General features: G+C 65.6%; 16 protein-coding genes. 10 read left to right on the top strand and 6 right to left on the bottom strand.

Annotated features, from left to right (window positions below; translation table 11 throughout):
• The 3 genes from IPF36_RS09775 to IPF36_RS09765 all read right to left on the bottom strand — a co-directional run.
• The coding region (locus IPF36_RS09775) for a 3-hydroxyacyl-CoA dehydrogenase NAD-binding domain-containing protein (RefSeq protein ID WP_255519726.1) at window positions 1–287 on the bottom strand (287 nt) is incomplete at its 3' end.
• 420 nt (window positions 288–707) lie between these two features.
• Entirely contained in the window at window positions 708–1,604 is an 897-nt protein-coding gene (locus IPF36_RS09770; RefSeq protein ID WP_218959532.1) for a polysaccharide deacetylase family protein, read from the bottom strand.
• Window positions 1,601–2,491 carry a GNAT family N-acetyltransferase gene (locus tag IPF36_RS09765; RefSeq protein WP_195427872.1) on the bottom strand — a complete coding sequence of 297 codons (891 nt, stop codon included), beginning with the start codon at window positions 2,489–2,491 and terminating at the stop codon, window positions 1,601–1,603. Before IPF36_RS09765 ends, IPF36_RS09770 begins: the two co-directional genes overlap by 4 nt.
• Window positions 2,492–2,836: 345 nt before the next feature.
• On the opposite strand from IPF36_RS09765, the gene IPF36_RS09760 reads away from it, so the two are divergent.
• Window positions 2,837–3,022, top strand: coding sequence for a hypothetical protein (locus tag IPF36_RS09760; protein ID WP_135702917.1), 186 nt, complete (start codon window positions 2,837–2,839; stop codon window positions 3,020–3,022).
• A 233-nt stretch (window positions 3,023–3,255) separates the two neighbouring features.
• The gene (locus tag IPF36_RS09755; RefSeq protein WP_195427871.1) at window positions 3,256–4,143 is read left to right on the top strand and encodes an EamA family transporter; all 888 of its coding nucleotides are present in this window, start codon (window positions 3,256–3,258) and stop codon (window positions 4,141–4,143) included.
• Window positions 4,144–4,162: 19 nt separating this feature from the next.
• Here IPF36_RS09755 and IPF36_RS09750 read toward each other — a convergent pair whose 3' ends face one another.
• From IPF36_RS09750 to IPF36_RS09740, 3 genes are all read right to left on the bottom strand, one after another.
• The gene (locus IPF36_RS09750; protein WP_133094386.1) at window positions 4,163–4,855 is read right to left on the bottom strand and encodes a GntR family transcriptional regulator; all 693 of its coding nucleotides are present in this window, start codon (window positions 4,853–4,855) and stop codon (window positions 4,163–4,165) included.
• Between the two features lie 151 nt (window positions 4,856–5,006).
• Window positions 5,007–6,608, bottom strand: coding sequence for a glucan biosynthesis protein (locus IPF36_RS09745; protein WP_195427870.1), 1,602 nt, complete (start codon window positions 6,606–6,608; stop codon window positions 5,007–5,009).
• A 130-nt stretch (window positions 6,609–6,738) separates the two neighbouring features.
• Window positions 6,739–7,494 (bottom strand): TerC family protein, encoded by a 756-nt coding sequence (locus IPF36_RS09740; protein ID WP_133094388.1) that lies wholly within the window; start codon window positions 7,492–7,494, stop codon window positions 6,739–6,741.
• Between the two features lie 183 nt (window positions 7,495–7,677).
• Here IPF36_RS09740 and IPF36_RS09735 point away from each other — a divergent pair, with 183 nt between their 5' ends.
• The 8 genes from IPF36_RS09735 (at window position 7,678) to frc (IPF36_RS09700) (ending at window position 18,923) form a co-directional block, all read left to right on the top strand.
• On the top strand, window positions 7,678–8,655 hold the full coding sequence (locus tag IPF36_RS09735; RefSeq protein ID WP_133094389.1) for a 2-dehydropantoate 2-reductase: 978 nt from the start codon (window positions 7,678–7,680) through the stop codon (window positions 8,653–8,655).
• Window positions 8,656–8,936: 281 nt separating this feature from the next.
• Window positions 8,937–9,656, top strand: coding sequence for a GntR family transcriptional regulator (locus tag IPF36_RS09730; protein ID WP_029047003.1), 720 nt, complete (start codon window positions 8,937–8,939; stop codon window positions 9,654–9,656).
• A gap of 281 nt (window positions 9,657–9,937) precedes the next feature.
• A complete protein-coding gene (gene frc, locus IPF36_RS09725) occupies window positions 9,938–11,170 on the top strand; it encodes a formyl-CoA transferase (RefSeq protein WP_135702915.1) in 1,233 nt (410 codons plus the stop codon).
• A 232-nt stretch (window positions 11,171–11,402) separates the two neighbouring features.
• Window positions 11,403–12,185: a fumarylacetoacetate hydrolase family protein gene (locus tag IPF36_RS09720; protein ID WP_195427869.1), complete on the top strand. Its 783-nt coding sequence runs from the start codon at window positions 11,403–11,405 to the stop codon at window positions 12,183–12,185.
• Window positions 12,186–12,221: 36 nt separating this feature from the next.
• Window positions 12,222–13,784, top strand: coding sequence for a Re/Si-specific NAD(P)(+) transhydrogenase subunit alpha (locus tag IPF36_RS09715; protein ID WP_133094392.1), 1,563 nt, complete (start codon window positions 12,222–12,224; stop codon window positions 13,782–13,784).
• 25 nt (window positions 13,785–13,809) lie between these two features.
• Complete coding sequence (locus IPF36_RS09710) at window positions 13,810–15,207, top strand: NAD(P)(+) transhydrogenase (Re/Si-specific) subunit beta (RefSeq protein WP_195427868.1); 1,398 nt, start codon at window positions 13,810–13,812, stop codon at window positions 15,205–15,207.
• 685 nt (window positions 15,208–15,892) lie between these two features.
• On the top strand, window positions 15,893–17,632 hold the full coding sequence (gene oxc, locus IPF36_RS09705) for an oxalyl-CoA decarboxylase (protein WP_135702913.1): 1,740 nt from the start codon (window positions 15,893–15,895) through the stop codon (window positions 17,630–17,632).
• Between the two features lie 40 nt (window positions 17,633–17,672).
• Window positions 17,673–18,923, top strand: a complete 1,251-nt coding sequence (frc, locus tag IPF36_RS09700) for a formyl-CoA transferase (RefSeq protein WP_133094395.1) — start codon at window positions 17,673–17,675, stop codon at window positions 18,921–18,923.
• The last annotated feature ends 26 nt before the right edge of the window (window positions 18,924–18,949 follow it).

Raw genomic sequence — 18,949 nt, 5'->3', positions numbered from 1 at the left:
AGGTCGTAGTTCTCGGTGGCGGCCTCGATCACGATGTCGGTGGCCTTGAGGTCGTCATACGACGTGCTGCCCTGGATGCGCGCCAGCGCATCGGCCTTCTGCGCCTCGGTCAGCTTTTCCTTCTTGATCAGCCGGTCCAGGCTGCCCGCCACGGTGGCCACGCCCTTCTGCACCGCGGCGTCGCTGATGTCGACCATCACCACGTTCAGGCCGGCCACTGCGCAGGCCTGGGCGATGCCATTGCCCATGGTGCCGGCACCGACGATGCCTACTGTCTTGATTGCCATGTCTTAACGCCTTAGGGTTTGAGAGTTTTGAAGTGTCTGGTGGAGTTGAGGCCATGGAGCTGCGGGCACAGCCCAGCCTGTCAACATAGCGTGCGATCGCAGTCACCGGATCGGGCGCTGCCTGGATGGCACGCACAGATTGCATGCAGGACGCCGTCGCGGACGTCGAAGCCGATGGAGGGCGGCACGGAATAAGCTGACGTAGGCCGCCGGCGGTCGCTATGTCTGGTGATCGTAGCGCCGCGGGGAGCGTTCGACACTACCCGAACCTGCCCATTCATTGACAATTTCTGCCGCTTTTCCCGCAATGCGAAGCCGATTGCAACTGAGGCAGCCGGACGTCTGCCTTCAGTTTTGTCAGCCGATCAGGGGCAGGCACTTGCCAGGGCGCGTCGGTAGCCCGCCCGACCAGGAGCCACGCTACGCCGGATGCTCGGTCAGCCAGTGCCTGGCGATGTCTTCCCGGCGGCAGATCCACACGGCGTCATGGCCGCGTACGTCGTCAAGGAAGCGTGCCAGCGCCATGGCGCGCGCCGGATGGCCGCTGATGCGGGGATGCAGACCGACGCTCATCATCTTCGGCGCGCGCGCCCCCTCGTGCCACAACTGGTCAAATGCATCCCGCAGCGAGCGGTAGAAATCTTGCCCCGAGGCAAAGCCGTCAGGCAGCAGATAGCGCGCGTCGTTGTTGACCAGCGTATACGGGATTGCCAGCAGCGGTGGGGCGCTGCAGAGCCAGTACGGCAGGTCATCGTTGTAGGCATCCGAGCTGTAAAGGAACCCGCCTTCCTCATGGACCAGGCGCCGCGTGTTGGCGCTGACCCGCCCGGTGTACCAGCCTACCGGCCGCCTGCCGCAGGTGCGTTCGATTGCCGCGATGGTCAGGCGGATATGGCGCCGCTCCTCATCTTCCGGGACGTCCCGATAATCGATCCAGCGATAGCCATGCCCTGCAACCTCGTGTCCTGCCGCACTCAGTGCCTGTCCGATCCGCGGATTGAGCTCCAGCGCGCGACCGGCCGCGAACGCGGTCAGCGGCAGGCCGCGCTCGGCGAACAGATCCAGCAACCGCCAGACGCCGGCACGCGCTCCATACTCGTACATGCTTTCGACGCTCCAGTCGCGCCCGGCCTCACGCGGCGGCCGTCCGGGCAGTTCGTGCAGGTACGCTTCGGAGCGCATATCGCCGTTGAGGATGCACGATTCCGCGCCTTCCTCGATGTTCAGCACGAACTGCACCGCCACGCGCGAGCCGCCGGGCCAGCGTGGATGGGGCGGGGAGCCGCCGTAGCCGGCGAGGTCGCGTGCCTGCATCATCCCAGCTCGAAGGTAGTAATGCCGAAGATGCGCTTGTGCACCAGGCCCGGCGCAGGCCCCAGATACATGCGCGCGCAGCCGAAGACTTCCGCCATGCCGTGCCGATGGGCCAGCGCCATGGCCGCGGGGTGGTTTTCCGGGACATCGAGGAACAACGGGCCACCCGACGCAAAGGCGGCCAGGCGTTCGTAAAGCGCTTCGGCCGCTTCGGCGTCGTCGGCAAACAGCGGCCCGATCTTGCAGCCTTCCCCGCACCGGCGCACCACGCCGAATCCGCCCAGCCGTCCCTGTCGCAGACAACCGAGCGCAACCCCATCCTCCTGCCGGATCCATCCGCGCAGGAAGGTCTCGCGCGCGGCGGGAAAGCACGTGCGGTCGTATGCCAGCACGTCGTCGAAGGGCACCGCTTCCAGCGGGACGATCACGTCATCCGGGCGCGACGCGTCCGGCGAGAGGGGCGATTGGGGCGGGCTATCCGGTACCTCGGCACGAAAGCGCAGATTGCGATGGGAGAAAACGAAGCCACCCCTGGCGTAGTAATCCTGCATCGCGAAAACGCCATCCAGCCCGATGGTGGCTCCGGGCCGCAGGCGGGCAATCAGCCGGTCTCGGCGCGCATGCCACAGCGCGTTGCCCAGTCCCCGGCCGCGAAAGGCCGGACGGACGATAAAGAAACCCATAAAGCCGAACGCGCCGCCGTAGGACGTGATCGCGCCGCCGCCGATCAGCTCCCCATCCAGCTCGGCTGCGATGAAAGCATCCGGGTCCGTGGCCCAGAACAGCGCCGCGTCGTGAAGGCCGGGGTTCCACCCCTCGGTTGCCGCCCAGCCGATCAGTTGATCAAGCTCGGCGCGCGTCATGTTCCGAATCACCAGGTCGCCTGACATCGCAATCTGCTCCGTTGGCCGAGTCGCGGACTGCCGTTGCCGCGGCAGTCACACCTCGTCACTTCAGGTCTATGTGTCTGGATGATAAGGCGCGTTCTCCGCTGTGGGAGCAACGGGTGGCAGTCCCTCGGTCGATGGGTGACCGGTAAAGCATGCGCCAGTCTTTTTGGTGACTTGGCTAGCCCAGTGTGTCCAAAAAGGCCGCCTGCGGGCGGCCGCCTCCGTTGTGCCGTTGCTTTCCCGCATACGCACTATTACCTAATGCTGCGTTGCGACAATTCCTTTGCTACAATTCGGGAAAACCCCATGAGGGTAATCCCGCAGCAACAAGCAAGGAAGGAAGCCATGAACACCCAATCCGATATCAAGCTGACCGATCAACTGGAACGCGACCTCATCGAGCGCGAGCTCGGCAAGCAAAGCCTGGGCTTCGTGCATGACGCCAAGCGCGCCATCGCCGCGGTGCAGGAAGTCATCGCGCGCCTGCAGTCGCAAGCCCGCAAGGCCAAGGTCGTCTACGCCAACGGCTAAGCAGTTTCCAGCGGTATCGCAGTACCCGCGGCCCTGGTGGCTGCGTTGTAGAACCGGCCAGACGCGCGCCCGCCACGGGCAAGACGCGGCCGGTTTTGTTTTGCCTGCTCGCTTTACGCAAGGCAGGTCGACGTGCCTTGTGAGCAACTCTGACAAGGCTTGCCAGACCTTTTCGTTTTGTCGTGGCGCGGCCAAAGGCTATCTTGGATGCCTTTGCAGAACCGTCCGCGACCATGCCCCCGCTTGTCCTTGTGTGCCTGCTGATCACTTACGTGGTCTGGGGTACGACCTATCTGGCGATCCGCTTTACGCTGGAGAGCTTTCCGCCGCTGTTCATGACGGGTACGCGCTTTCTATGCGCGGGCCTGCTGCTGGCCGCCTGGCTGGCGTGGCGCGGCACGCCGATGCCGTCGTGGCGGCAGCTGCGCAACTGCGCGGTGCCGGCGCTGTTCCTGCTGGTAGGCGGCATGGGATTGACCGCGATGGCCGAGCAGACCATCTCGTCGGGCGCGACCACGGTAATGATCGGCTCGATGCCGATCTTTGCGCTGATCTGGGCGGCCTGCTTCGGCCAGCGCCCCAAGTGGTACGAGTATGTGGCGATTGCGATCGGCAGCGCGGGCATCGTGGTGCTGACCGCGGGGGCGGAATTCCGCGTCAGCGCGGGTGGCGTGGTGGCGCTGATGCTGGCGGTGGCGAGCTGGTCGTTCGGCTCGCAGCTGGTGCGCCGGCTCGAACTGCCGCAGGGCGCGGCGGCCTTTGCCGCGGAGATGCTGATCGGCGGGGTGGTGCTGATGGTGCTGTCGGCGCTGCGGCAGGAGCCATGGCCGGTGTCGCTGGGGTCGATCAGCGCGCAGGCCGGCTGGGCCTGGGTCTACCTGGTGGTGGCGGGCTCGCTGGTGGCGTTCTCTGCCTATATGTACCTGGTGGCGACGGTCGGCCAGACGCTGTCGACGAGCTATGTCTACGTCAATCCGCCGGTGGCGCTGGCGATGGGCGCCTGGCTGGGCGGCGAGGTGATCGCGCCGCAGACGCTGTACGCGGTGGTGCTGATCCTGCTTGCCCTGGCGGTGCTGAGCGTCGGCACACTGCGCACGGCGCGGGCGCAGGCGGCTGCCTGAAGCGCCCTGGCCCGCAAGCTCAGCTGCCGGACTGCTCCTGGATCCAAAGCGACAGCCTCACCTTGTAGGCCTGCTGGATATGGCGCCGGGCAATCTGCTCGGCCTGCGCCGGATCACGCTTTTCCAGCGCTTCGACCAGGGCGGTGTGCTCTTCATAGGAGCTGCGCGCGCGGCCGGGCACCGCCAGCGTGGTGCGCCCCAGCAGCGCCATCGATTCGTGCAGCGAGCGCAGGTTCTTCAGCAGGTAGCGGTTGTGGGCGCAGCGGTGCAGGGTTTCGTGGAACAGCCGGTTGTTCTGCGCGAGCCGGTCCGGATCGTCGGCGAACGCGAGGTCGCGCTCGACGATATCGCGCAGCAGCGAAATCTCCACATCGGTGGCATGGCGTGCGGCCAGCGCCGCGGCGGTGCCTTCCAGCACCTCGCGCATCACGTACAGCTCGCTGACCATGCTGGCGTCGAGCTGCGTCACCATCATGCCCCGGTTGGGCTCGTTGACCACCAGGCCTTCCGATTCCAGCCGCGACAGCGCTTCGCGCACCGGGGTGCGCGACAAGCCCAGCGATTCCGCCAGTTCCACTTCGCGCAGCCGGGTGCCGGGAGATAGCTGCCCCGCCTGGATGGCGGCGCGCAGTTGCTGGTAGGCACGCTCCGAGCGCGGGAGCGATGCAGCCTGGCCGCCTTCGGCGGCACCGGCAAACTCTTGAGAAATCATGTGAGGCTGGCTGGTGCGGTTTGACTGTCGTAGCCAGCCATCATACCCGCTCAAGCGCGCCTGACATCACGGCGCCGCAATATCCTGCAAAGCGGCGCCGGCTGGCGGCTGCGCCGGGGGCGGGCTTTTGACTGGGGCTTACAACGGAGGCTTACGCCTGGGGCGGGTGGTACTGGTACAGCCATGTCTCGGACAGCGGCTTGCCGTCCAGGCGCAGGAACAGGCGGATGTCGACCGGCCCCTTGCCATCGGTGGTCAGGTCGAACTGGGCGCGCCAGTGGCCGGGCACGTTGTTGGGCACGGCTTCGGTGAAGACATAGGAGAAGGTGCCGCGCGAAGCGGTCAGCACGGCTTCGGGCTTGACGCCGAACGGCAGCTTTTCCAGCGGCGCGCCCTTGAACTCGACCATGAACTTGCGCACGCCCTTGGGCCGCGGCTGGCCGGGCTGGCCGCCGTTGCCCAGGCGCGTGGCCACGCAGCGCGCCAGCGGCGACGGGTTCGGTTCGTCGGCCTGCCAGTGCAGGCGGTAGCGCAGGCGGTAGGTGGCGCCGGCCTTGGCGGGCGCCTTGGGCACCCACATGGCGACGATGTTGTCGTGGATCTCGTCGTCGGTGCGCAGCTCGACCAGTTGCACGGCACCCGCACCCCAGCCGTCGCGCGGCTCGACCCACAGACTCGGGCGGCGTTCGTAGTTGACGCCGTCCTGGTAGTGGTCGAACAGGCGGTCGCGCTGCAGCAGGCCGAAACCCTTGGGGTTGTCGTCGGAGAATGCCGATGCCGTGGTCTGGGGCGGGTTGTTGAGCGGGCGCCAGATATGCTCGCCGGCGCCGTTCCAGATGGCCAGGCCGTCGGAGTCGTGGACTTCCGGGCGCCAGTCGGTGATGCCCTTGATGCTTTCCGAGAACCAGTACATCGAGGTCAGCGGTGCCAGTCCCAGCCGCGCGACGTCCTTGCGCAGGAACAGCGCGCATTCCACGTCCATGATCACGGCCTTGGCGCGCTGCATCACGAAGCGGTAGGCGCCGGAGATGCTGGGGCCGTCGAGCAGGGCGTAGACCGTGACGGTATCGCCGTTGCCTTCCGGGGTCTCGAACCAGAAATGGGTGAAGGCGGGGAATTCCTCGGGCTTCCCGGCCTCGGCCACGTCGATGGCGATGCCGCGCGCCGACAGCCCGTACTGGTACAGGTCGCCGATGGCGCGGAAGTAGGAGGCGCCCAGGAAGGCGACCCAGTCGTTCTTGCGCCAGTCGCGCGTCTTCTGGTCGCTGAGGCGGCTTTCCTGGAAACGGAAGCCCGCGAAGCCGCTGCCGGGCGGCAGCTTGTGCGCGGGGCTGTCGGCCGGCATGTCGAAGTAGGCATCGTCATAGACGATCTCGCGCGCGCGCCCGCCGCCGCCCTTGGCGCGCTCGATCACATGCATGCGCACCGGGGTGCGGAAGTAGGTGCCGAGGTGGAAGAAGGTGACGGGGAACTGGCCCGGGCCGTTGGCAAACAGCGCATCGTCGGTGCGGAACCGGATCTTGCCGTGGGCATCGTAGTCGATGCGCGACAGCACGTCCGCAGGCGGCGAGGGCGGGGGCGCATAGGGCTTGGCAGCCAGCGCGCGCGCCCGCTCGATCAGGGCGTCGAAGCCGAACGGCTGCGCCTCGCCGAGCTTGATCCGGCTGGCCGCCAGCACCGGTGGGGTAATGCCCAGCGCGGCCAGGGCGGCTGAGGCGGTGGCGGAGACCAGCAGGGTTCGGCGGTTCATCATGTGGCGAAAGCGTCCTTTTCTTGTCCGAGGGTTGAGCAGAACTCTAAAAGACGGCGTTTCCCGGGAAAAGTTCGGACACCGTCTGTTACAGCCTGCTGCGGCACAAGATTCACATTGTGCCGCCTGACGCTCAGTGGGCTTCGCCGCGCGCGCGCCGCGCGTGGCGCCGCTGCCGCGCCAGCATGTTCAGCCCTTCCACCGCGGCCGAGAACGCCATCGCCGTATAGATGTAGCCCTTCGGCACATGCGTGCCGAGCCCTTCGGCGATCAGCGTCATGCCGATCATCATCAGGAAGGCCAGCGCCAGCATCACAATGGTCGGGTTGCGGTTGATAAAGTTGGCCAGCGGCGTGGCGGCGAACAGCATCGCCATCACAGCGGCGATCACCGCTACGAACATGATCTGGACATGCTCGGTCATGCCAACCGCGGTGATGATGCTGTCGATCGAGAACACCAGGTCGAGCACCAGGATCTGGCCAATCGCGGCGGCAAAGCTGTGCGCCACCTTGCCGGTGCCATTGTGTTCGCCTTCCTCGCCGGCGGTGACGTGGTGATGGATCTCTCGGGTGGCCTTCCATACCAGGAAGGCGCCGCCGGCGATGAGGATCATGTCGCGCCACGACAGCCCCTGGCCAAGGATCGTGAAGACCGGTTCGGTCAGCTTGACGATGACGGCGATGGTGGCCAGCAAGCCAAGGCGCATCAGCAGCGCCAGGCTGATGCCGACCTTGCGCGCCTTCTCGCGCATCTCTGCGGGCAGCTTGTTGGTCAGGATCGAAATGAAGATCAGGTTATCGATCCCCAGCACGATTTCCATGGCCACCAGCGTGGCCAGAGCCGCCCAGGCGGCGGGGTCCTGCAGCAAAGCCAGCGACGATTCCATCAGTGGGCTCCGGTGTTGGTAAGCAACCGGCGCCCGGGCATCGTTCCAGGCGCACGAAGCTTCATGTTAGCGCAGCGCCGCTTGCCTAAATGTGTCCGCAAAGATAAAGGTTGTTTTGCGGCTTAGTGGAATATAGTATGTGATATATCAAAAAATCCAATCGAGCCATCAAGGAGACAGCAAATGAAAGTGTGTATCTACGGCGCGGGCGCCATCGGCGGCTATGTCGGGGCGCAGCTTGCGCGCGCGGGGGCCGATGTCAGCTTCGTCGCGCGCGGCCCGCACCTGGCGGCGATGCAGGAACACGGCGTGCGGCTGCTGATCGACGGCGAGGAGCGCGCGGCGCGAGTGCGCTGCACCAGCGATCCGCGCGAACTGGGGCCGCAGGACTACGTCTTCATTACGCTTAAGGCGCATTCGGTGCCGGGCGTGGTAGACCTGATCCAGCCGCTGCTGGGTCCGGAAACCGCGATCGTGACCGGCGTCAATGGCATTCCTTACTGGTATTTCTACAAGCACGGCGGCGAGCTGGCGGGATCGACGCTGGAAAGTGTCGACCCGGGCGGCCGGCAATGGCGCGGCTTCGGGCCGGAGCGCGCGATCGGCTGCGTGGTCTATCCGGCTGCCGAAATCATCGCGCCCGGCGTGATCAAGCATGTGTATGGCAAGAAATTCCCGCTGGGCGAGCCGGATGGCAGCCGTTCGGCCCGCGTGACCCGGCTCAGCGAAATGATGATGGCGGCCGACCTGGAGGCGCCGGTGCGCGACAACATCCGCGACGAGATCTGGCTGAAGCTGTGGGGCAACCTTTGCTTCAACCCGATCAGCGCGCTGACCCATGCCACGCTCGATGTCATTACCTCGGACCCGGCCACGCGCGCGCTGTCGCGCCAGATGATGGTGGAGGCGCAGGGCATTGCCGAGCGCTTCGGGGTCAAGTTCCGCGTCGACGTGGAGCGGCGCATCGACGGGGCGGGAGCGGTTGGGGCGCACAAGACCTCGATGCTGCAGGACCTGGAGGCGGGGCGCGCCATGGAAATCGATCCGCTGCTCACGGTGGTGCAGGAAATGGGCCGGCTGGTCGGGCAGCCGACGCCGATGTGCGACGCCGTGCTGGGTTTGATCAAGCAGCGCGACTCGATGGCCAAGCTCGCGGCGTAACCGCTGGCGTTGGCTGGTGACGGGAGCGGCTCCGGTCTGGCCCTCCCGCCCCGAGCGGGCGGCGCCCATGTTGCGCCTGGCCCGCTTCTGGGCAAGAAATGGCAAGACGATTGTGATATACCATATACGACAGACCGCGCACGCTGACGGTGCCGATGCATGACCGCAACGTATTGCTTGATGCATTTTCGTAATGAGTCGGGCGTTTTGCTAAGCTGTGCGGAAATGTGGCGGGCAGCCATTCCGGCCGCCGCGCCACCGGTCTCACACGAGCATATTCCATGTCTGCGCAACCACAATCCATCGTCCAGCCCAACGGGCTGACCTTGTCAGTGCAACCGATCAACGCCGGCGCGAGCCTGCGCGACCAGGCCTATGCCATGTTGCGGCAGGCCATTGCCGACGCCGATATCTACCAGTCGCACGACGAGATCCGGCTCGACGAACGAGTGCTGAGCGAAGCCATGGGCGTCAGCCGCACGCCGATCCGCGAAGCCATGACACTGCTGGAGCAGGAAGGCTTCCTGCGCACCGTGCCGCGCCGGGGCATCTACATCATGCGCAAGACCAAGCGCGAGATCGTCGAGATGATCCAGATGTGGGCGGCGCTGGAGAGCATGGCGGCGCGCCTTGCCACGCAGAATGCCACCGACCAGGAAATCGCCCAGCTGCGACGCATGTTCGACAGCTTCCGCGATTCGACGCCGGCGGAACATATCGAGGAGTATTCCGACGCCAATATCGCGTTCCACCAGGCAATCGTGCAGCTGTCCAGGTCGCAGATCATCATGGACACGATCCGCAATATCTTTATCCATGTGCGCGCGATCCGGAAGATGACGATCTCGCAGAGCGACCGGGCGGCAAGGTCGATCGTGGATCACCTGCGCATCATCGAGGCGCTGGAGAAGCGCGATACCGAACTGGCCGAGCGGCTGGTGCGGCAGCATTCGCTGGACCTGGCGGACTACGTGGAGAAGCACTGCGACTTCCTCGACTGAGGCGAGCAGGGCAGGGCAAAACGGCGGACTTCGGTCCGCCGTTTTTGTTTTGTGCAGGCATCGATGCATTTCGCCAGATGGTATGTGATATATCAATGTGAGAATCCAGTGCCGATGTCTGCGGCATCGCCCGCACTAAGCGTCTCTTTTTCTGCTTATGCTGCGGCGCATCGTCGATATTTCTGCTGCGACTGCCAATCTCCTCTTGCTCTCTTCTGATATATCACATACCGTATGTCATCAAGAGCTACAAAATCAGCGGTTAAAAGGAGACTTTCGCAATGGAAACCAAGGCACTGCAAGGTGTTCGCATCCTGGACATGACCCACGTCCAGGCAGGCCCGTCGGCCACGCAGCTGATGGCGTGGCTGGGCGCGGACGTGATCAAGGTGGAGATGCCCGGCCGCGGCGACATTACCCGCAGCCAGCTGCGCGACGTGCCCAACGCCGACAGCCTGTACTTCACCATGCTCAACTCCAACAAGCGCAGCCTGACGCTGAACATGAAGACGCCCGAAGGCAAGGCGCTGCTCGAAGACCTGGTACAGCGCAGCGACGTGCTGATCGAAAACTTCGGGCCCGGCGTGCTGGCGCGCGCCGGCTTCGACTGGGAGCACCTGCAGGACCTGAATCCGCGGCTGGTCTATGCGTCGATCAAGGGCTTCGGCCCGGGGCCGTACGCCGACTGCAAGGCGTATGAAAACGTGGCGCAGTGCATGGGCGGCTCGGCCTCGACCACCGGCGATGCCGAAGGCGTGCCGACCGTGACCGGCGCGCAGATCGGCGACTCGGGCACCGGCATCCATTGCGTGGTCGGCATCCTGGCCGCGCTGCTGCAGCGCGAGCATACCGGCCGCGGGCAGCGCGTGGAGGTGGCGATGCAGGATGCGGTGTTGAACCTGTGCCGCGTCAAGCTGCGCGACCAGCAGCGCCTGGACAACGGCCCGCTGCGCGAGTACCCGAACCAGGAGTTCGGCGACCACGTGCCGCGCGCCGGCAATGCCTCGGGCGGCGGCCAGCCGGGCGCGGCGCTGCGCTGCGCACCGGGCGGCCCCAATGACTACGTCTACGTCATCATCCAGCCGCAGGGCTGGGAACCGCTGATGCGCCTGTGCGGCCGCGAGGACCTGATCACCAACCCGGACTACGCCACGCCCGAAGCGCGCCTCAAGCACCTGGCCGACTGCTTCGCCGTGATCGAGAAATGGACCAGCAAGGTCAGCAAGTTCGACGTGATGGCCGCGCTCAACGAGGTGGATGTGCCGTGCGGACCGATCCTGTCGATGAAGGACCTGATCGAGGACCAGTCGCTGTACCAGCGCGGCTACCTGGTCGAGCTGGAGCATCCTCAGCGCGGCAACTACGTGCAGCTGGGCTGCCCGATCACGATGTCGGCATCGCCGGTGGAGGTGGAGCGCTCGCCGCTGCTGGGCGAGCATACCGACGAGATCCTCGAATGGCTGGGCCGCACGCCCGCGCAGATCGCGGCGATGAAGCTGGCCGGGGCGGTATGAGGCGGTAGCCCGGGAGCGGGTGTGTGAGCGTACCGATGTCATTCCCGCGCATACCCCCCGGGGCACGTGGGCGGGAATCCAGCGACGTCTCTTGAAGTCACTGGGTTCCCGCCTGCGCGGGAACGACGGGCGGACGCGCCAGCCCTGATCTCATTCCCATTTCCCTTTACAAGATCCTGCAACCGATATCGGCGCAGGCAGGCCCGCCTTTGCCTGCGCAAGGAGCATTGCCGTGCAAATCTGGATACGCTTTCGCCGCGCCGACGGCAGCATCGGCCATGGCCGTCTCGATGGCCCTGACCAGAATCGCGTGGTCGAATACGATAGCGACGGTTTCAACCATCCCGCGCCCACCGGCGCCGTGCACGAGCGCGCCGCGCTGACGCTGGTCGCGCCATGCCAGCCCGGCAAGGTGGTGGCGCTGTGGAACAACTTCCACGCGCTCGCCCGCAAGCTGGAAAAGCCGGTGCCGACGCACCCGCTGTTCCTGATCAAGCCGGCATCGTCGCTGGCCGGCCCTAACGACGCCGTGCAGCGCCCCAAGAGCTACGACGGCAAGATCGTCTACGAGGGCGAGCTTGGCATCGTCATCGGCAAGAAGGCGCGCAATGTGCCGGTGTCGGAGGCCGGCGACCATATCTTCGGCTACACCATCGTCAACGACGTGACCGCGGCCGAGCTGATCGCCGCCGATCCCAATTTCCCGCAATGGACGCGCGCCAAGGGTTTCGACACCTTCGGCTGCGTCGGCCCGGCCATCGTCACCGGCTTTGACTGGCGCGCCGCCAGCGTAGTCACGCGGCTCGACGGCGTAGAGCGGCAGAACTATCCGCTGTCGGACATGATCTTCTCGCCGGAAGAGCAGGTCAGCCGCATTTCGCAAGACCTGACGCTGATGCCCGGTGACGTGATTGCCGTCGGCACCTCGCTGGGCGTGGGTTCGATGAAAGACGGCGCCGTGGTGGAGGTGTCGATCGCGGGCATCGGCTCGCTGGTCAACCACGTGCGCGGCTGAGCGCGACCCAACCCAAAACTCGATACGGTGAATGCCATGCCAATGACGATCGGTGTGCCCCGCGAGGTCCACCCGGGCGAGCGGCGCGTTGCCGCCACCCCGGACTCGGTCAAGGAACTGCTCAAGCTCGGCTACCAGGTCGCGGTAGAGACCGGCGCGGGCCAGGAGGCTTCGTTCTCGGACGACGACTACCGCGCCGCCGGCGCCGCCATCGTCGATGCGGCAAGCCTGTGGGCGTCGGTCGACGTGGTGGTCAAGGTGCGCCCGCCGCAGGTCCACCCCAGCCTGGGCGTGGAAGAGGCGGCGCTGCTGAAGAAGCATGCCACGCTGATCGGCTTTGTCTGGCCGGCGCAGCAGATGCCGATGCTGGAGCGGCTGGCGCAGCGCGGCGCCACGGTGCTGGCGATGGATTGCGTGCCGCGCATCTCTCGCGCGCAGAAGCTGGATGCGCTCAGCTCCATGGCCAATATGGCGGGCTACCGCGCGGTGATCGAGGCCGCGCATGCCTTCGGCCGGCCCTTTGCCGGGCAGATCACCGCCGCGGGCAAGATCCCGCCGGCGCGCGTGCTGGTGATCGGCGCGGGCGTGGCGGGGCTGGCGGCGATCGGCGCGGCGCGCAGCCTGGGCGCGGTGGTGCGCGCCTTCGACACGCGCCCGGTGGTGCGCCAGCAGATCGAGAGCCTGGGCGCCGAATTCCTGACCGTCGAGATCGAAGAAGACGGCAGCGGCAGCGGCGGCTACGCCAAGGAGATGAGCCCCGCCTTCATCGAGGCGGAGATGCGCCTCTTTGCCGAGCAGGCGCGCGAAGTCGACATCATCGTCACCACCGCGCTGATCCCCGGCAAGCCGGCGCCGAAGCTGCTGGAAGCGGGGACGGTCGGGCTCATGCGTGCCGGCAGCGTGGTGGTTGACCTGGCCGCCGAGCAGGGCGGCAACTGCGTACTCACCGTGCCGGGCGAAAGCGTGCGCCGCGGTGGCGTGACCATCATCGGCTATACCGACCTGCCGAGCCGGATGGCGGCGCAGTCGAGCCAGCTCTACGCCACCAATATCCGCCACCTGCTGACCGAGCTGACGCCGGGCAAGGACGGCCAGCTCGTGGTCAACATGGACGACGAGATGATCCGCGGCGCCACGGTGCAGCACCAGGGCGCGGTGACCTGGCCGCCGCCGCCGCTGACGGTGGCGATACCGCAGCAGCAGGCGCCGGCCGCGTCGCCGCCGGTGGAGGCGGAAGCCCCCCCGCCGCGCAACCGCACCGGGGTGACGCTGGTCGCGCTGGGGCTGGCGGCGATTGCCCTGCTCGCCCTCGGGGCAGTGGCGCCGCCCGCGTTCATGGCGCACTTCACCGTGTTCGTGCTGGCGATCTTCGTCGGCTACCAGGTGGTGTGGAACGTCACCGCCGCGCTGCACACGCCGCTGATGAGCGTGACCAATGCCATCAGCGGGATCATCGTGGTGGGGGCGCTGGTGCAGCTGGGCAAGCCGTCGCTGCTGACGGCGGTGATCGCGGGCTGCGCGGTGCTGGTTGCGACCATCAACATCGCCGGCGGCTTCCTGGTCACGCAGCGCATGCTGAAGATGTTCCAGCGCGACTGAATACAAAGGCAAAGGAGACCGAGCCATGCCTTCCGGCATCAGCAATATCGCTTACCTTGGCGCCAGCGCGCTGTTCATCCTCAGCCTGAGCGGGCTGAGCCATCCTGCCACCGCCAAACGCGGCAACCTGCTCGGCATCGCCGGCATGGTGATCGCGGTGGTGACCACCGTGCTGGCCGGCACGCCCGACGGCGTTCCCATCATCATCGGCGCGATGCTGGCGGGCGGCATCGCCGGCGCGGTGCTGGCCAAACGCGTGGAGATGACGCAGATGCCGCAGCTGGTGGCGGTGCTGCACAGCTTCGTCGGGCTGGCCGCGGTGCTGGTCGGCTACGCCAACTACCTGGAGCCGACCACGCTGGCCGGCGCGGAGAAGGCGATCCATGAGGTCGAGACCTACCTCGGCATCCTGATCGGCGCGGTCACCTTTACCGGCTCGATCATCGCCTTCCTCAAGCTGCAAGGCACCATGGGCGGCAAGCCGATGCTGCTGCCGGGCCGCCACGTACTCAATGCCGGGGCGCTGGCGGTGTGCGTGTGGCTGGGCTATGCCTTCCTCAGCGCGCCGGATGTGCAGCAGGGGCTGGTGCCGCTGGCAGCGATGACGGTGATCGCGCTGCTGGTCGGCGCGCACCTGGTGCTGGCCATCGGCGGCGCCGACATGCCGGTAGTGGTGTCGATGCTGAACAGCTACTCCGGCTGGGCGGCCGCGGCGACCGGCTTCATGCTGGGCAACGACCTGCTGATCATCACCGGCGCGCTGGTGGGGTCGAGCGGCGCCATCCTCAGCTACATCATGTGCAAGGCCATGAACCGCAAGTTCCTGTCGGTGATCCTGGGCGGCTTCGGCGCGGTGCAGGCGCAGGGCGCGGCGGCGGAGCAGGGCGAGGTGCTGCCGGTATCGAGCGAGGAAGTCAGCAGCCTGCTCAAGGATGCCAACGAGGTCATCATCGTGCCCGGCTACGGCATGGCGGTGGCGCAGGCGCAGGGCACCATCAGCGAGATCGCGCGGCGGTTGCGTGCGCAGGGCGTCAACGTCCGCTTCGGCATCCACCCGGTGGCCGGCCGCTTGCCGGGGCACATGAACGTCCTGCTGGCCGAGGCGCGCGTGCCGTACGACATCGTGCTGGAAATGGAAGAGATCAACGACGACTTCGAGAAAGCCGACGTGGTGCTGGTGGTCGGCGCCAACGACATCGTTAACCCGGGTGCGCTGGAGGACCCTGCCAGTCCGATTGCCGGCATGCCGGTGCTAGAGGTGTGGAAGGCCAAGACCGTGGTGGTGTCCAAGCGCAGCATGGCAGCGGGCTACGCGGGGGTCGACAATCCGTTGTTCTACAAGGACAACACGCGGATGTGGTTTGGCGACGCCAAGGGCAGTGTCGACGCGCTGCTGCGACAGCTGGAGGAAACGCCGGCGTAGGGGTTTTCCACGGGCGGGGATGCCACCGGTGGTCCACGATGCCATCCCTGCACCCAAATTCATGCCAGTTCCGCGATATATAAACGGTCATGAATAGATACGATAAGAAACTTTAAGCCAAGACTAATTAAGCCTCAGTTAGCATCAATCCACAGATTCATGCTGCAACAAAGCCAGGCGCCGCTGTGGGCCTGACGTTCCTGTTCCGGGAGCAGGGGCAGGCATGAGAAGTTGAGGATCCCGCAAGTCATTTCAGAAGGCCTTAAAGCCCCTCAAAACGTTGTATGTAATATATCTATTGACTGGAAGTCGCAGGCTATTCGCTTGCGAATTGAACTCCTGCATCTGTGCAAAGGGAGAATGATTCCCACAGATTAAGGAGTTGTGCCGATTTGAGCGCAGATAGAAGCTGGTTTGCTGCGGTGCACTGACGAAAGTTCGTCGCAGAGTAGGAAAAGAGCTTGCTGTTCTCTGATATATCACATACCGTATGTCATCAAGACCGGTTGAACGAACCGGCAGAGGTTGAATCAAGGGGATAGTCCCCGCGCACCACGAACACGAGTTCAACGAGGAGACCAAGCATGTCCGAAGTCGTAGCGAAGCGGGCCGAGACACCACCGCGGCAGACCCCCTGAAGTAGAAGAAATCCAACCCCAGTCAAATCGTATAGAAGGAAGCAACCATGGCAGAAGTTGGAAACGAGCTGCAGCGTCACGCCGCGGAAGAACATCAGGCACAGACCGATGGTTTTCATCTGGTCATCGACGCGCTCAAGCTGAACGGCATTGAAAACATCTACGGCCTGCCCGGCATTCCGGTGACCGATCTGGCTCGGCTGGCGCAGGCCAACGGCATGCGCGTCATCAGCTTCCGTCACGAGCAGAATGCAGGCAACGCGGCAGCGATTGCCGGCTTTCTCACCCAGAAGCCGGGCGTTTGCCTGACCGTGTCTGCGCCGGGCTTCCTGAACGGGCTGACGGCACTGGCGCATGCGACCACCAACTGCTTCCCGATGATCCTGATCAGCGGCTCGAGCGAGCGCGAGATCGTCGATTTGCAGCAGGGCGACTACGAAGAGATGGACCAGCTGGCCATCGCCCGTCCGCACGCCAAGGCCGCCTTCCGCGTGCTGCACGCCGAGGACATCGGTGTCGGTGTCGCGCGTGCCATTCGTGCCGCCGTGTCGGGCCGTCCGGGCGGTGTGTACCTGGACCTGCCGGCCAGGCTGCTGGGCCAGTCGATGGAAGCCGAGAAGGGCCGCAAGTCGCTGATCAAGGTGGTGGATCCGGCCCCGCGCCAACTGCCTGCGCCGGACTCGGTCGACCGTGCCGTCGCGCTGCTGAAGGGCGCCAAGCGCCCGCTGATCCTGCTGGGCAAGGGTGCCGCGTACGCACGCGCCGAAGCGGATATCCGCGCGCTGGTCGAGAAGACCGGCATTCCGTACCTGCCGATGTCGATGGCCAAGGGCCTGCTGCCCGATACGCACCCGCAATCGGCCTCGGCCGCGCGCTCGTACGTGCTGGCTGAAGCCGACGTGGTGATGCTGGTCGGCGCCCGCCTGAACTGGCTGCTGTCGCACGGGAAGGGCAAGACCTGGGGTGGCCCGAAGCAATTCATCCAGATCGACATCGCGCCGACCGAGATGGACAGCAACGTCGCCATCGCCGCGCCGGTGGTGGGTGACATCGGTTCGTGCGTGTCGGCGATCCTCGGCAAGGTCGGCAACGACTTCGCGAGGCCGCCCGCCGAGTGGCTGAACGCGGTGGATGAGCGCAAGGACAAGAACCTGGCGAAGATGGCCGAGACCCTGGCCAAGTCCAGGGATGCCGCGCCGATGAATTTCCACGGCGCGCTGAGCGTGCTGAAGGATGTGGTCAAGGCGAACCCGGGCATCTCGTTCGTCAACGAAGGCGCCAACACGCTGGACTACGCCCGTGCCGTGATCGACATGTACGAGCCGCGCAAGCGCCTGGACGTGGGTACCTGGGGCGTGATGGGCGTGGGCATGGGCTACGCGGTCGCCGCGGCGGTCGAGACCAGCAAGCCGGTGCTGGCGCTGTGCGGTGACAGTGCGTTCGGTTTCTCGGGCATGGAAGTCGAGACGATCTGCCGCTACAACCTGCCGGTTTGCATCGTCATCTTCAACAACAACGGCGTCTACAAGGGCATCGACAAGAATCCGACCGGCGGCAAGGACCCGGCGGTCACGACCTTCGTGCCGGGTGCGCGCTACGACAAGATGATGGAAGCGTTCGGTGGCGTCGGCGCCAACGTTACCACGCCGGCGGAACTCGAAGCCGCGGTGAACGAAGCGCTGCGGTCGGGCAAGCCCACGCTGGTCAACGCCGTCATCGACCCCGCTGCCGGCACCGAAAGCGGTCGCCTGACCAACCTGAATCCGCAAAGCTCGGCCAAGAAGTAATCGATCCGAATTTCACCCCCTAATCCAATAGGAGACGAAAGTGAACCTCCCACTCAACGGCATCAAGATCATCGACTTCACGCACGTCCAGGCCGGTCCCGCGTGCACGCAGCTGCTGGCGTGGTTCGGCGCAGACGTCATCAAGGTGGAACGCCCCGGTTCCGGCGATGTTACGCGCACGCAGCTGCGCGACATCCCCGATGTCGACGCGCTGTACTTCACCATGCTCAACAGCAACAAGCGTTCGCTCACGCTGGATACGAAGAAGCCGGAAGGCAAGAAGATCCTGGAACAGCTGATCCGCGAGTCGGACGTGCTGGTCGAGAACTTTGGCCCGGGCGCGCTGGATCGCATGGGTTTCTCGTGGGAGCGCATCAACGAGCTGAACCCGAAGATGATCGTGGCTTCGGTCAAGGGCTTCAGCGACGGCCACCACTATGAAGACCTGAAGGTCTATGAGAACGTGGCGCAGTGCGCGGGCGGCGCGGCCTCGACCACCGGCTTCTGGGACGGCCCGCCGACGGTGTCCGCCGCGGCGCTGGGCGATTCCAACACCGGCATGCACCTGGCCATCGGCATCCTGACCGCGCTGATCGGCCGCGACAAGACCGGCAAGGGCCAGAAGGTGGCCGTGTCGATGCAGGACGCCGTGCTGAACCTGTGCCGCGTCAAGCTGCGCGACCAGCAGCGCCTGGACCGCCTGGGCTACCTGGAAGAGTACCCGCAGTATCCGCACGGCTCGTTCAGCGACGTGGTGCCGCGCGGCGGCAACGCGGGCGGTGGCGGCCAGCCGGGCTGGGTGCTGAAGTGCAAGGGCTGGGAGACCGACCCCAACGCCTATATCTACTTCACCATCCAGGGCCACGCCTGGGAGCCGATCTGCAAGGCGCTGGGCAAGCCGGAATGGATCGACGATCCCAACTACAGCACCGCCAAGGCACGCCAGCCGCATATCTTCGATATCTTCAAGACCATCGAGGACTGGCTCGCCGACAAGACCAAGTACGAGGCGGTTGACATCCTGCGCAAGCATGACATCCCGTGCTCGCCGGTGCTGTCGATGAAGGAGATCGCCGCCGATCCGTCGCTGCGCGCCAGCGGCAGCATCACCGAGGTGCCGCACAAGGAGCGCGGCACTTACCTGACGGTGGGCAGCCCGATCAAGTTCTCCGACCTCAAGCCGGAAATCACGGGTTCGCCGCTGCTGGGCGAGCATAGCGAAGAAGTGCTGGCCGGCCTGGGCTACGGTGCGGACGACATCAAGCGCCTGCGCGAGTCCCAGGTGATCTGACGCCGCCCGCCCGGCGCATGTGCCGG

It is taken from the genome of Cupriavidus sp. IK-TO18, assembly GCF_015549295.1.
GTDB classification, from domain to species: domain Bacteria; phylum Pseudomonadota; class Gammaproteobacteria; order Burkholderiales; family Burkholderiaceae; genus Cupriavidus; species Cupriavidus oxalaticus_A.
Note: the sequence above shows the minus strand (reverse complement) of the source record. Positions and strands in the feature narration are given on the sequence as shown.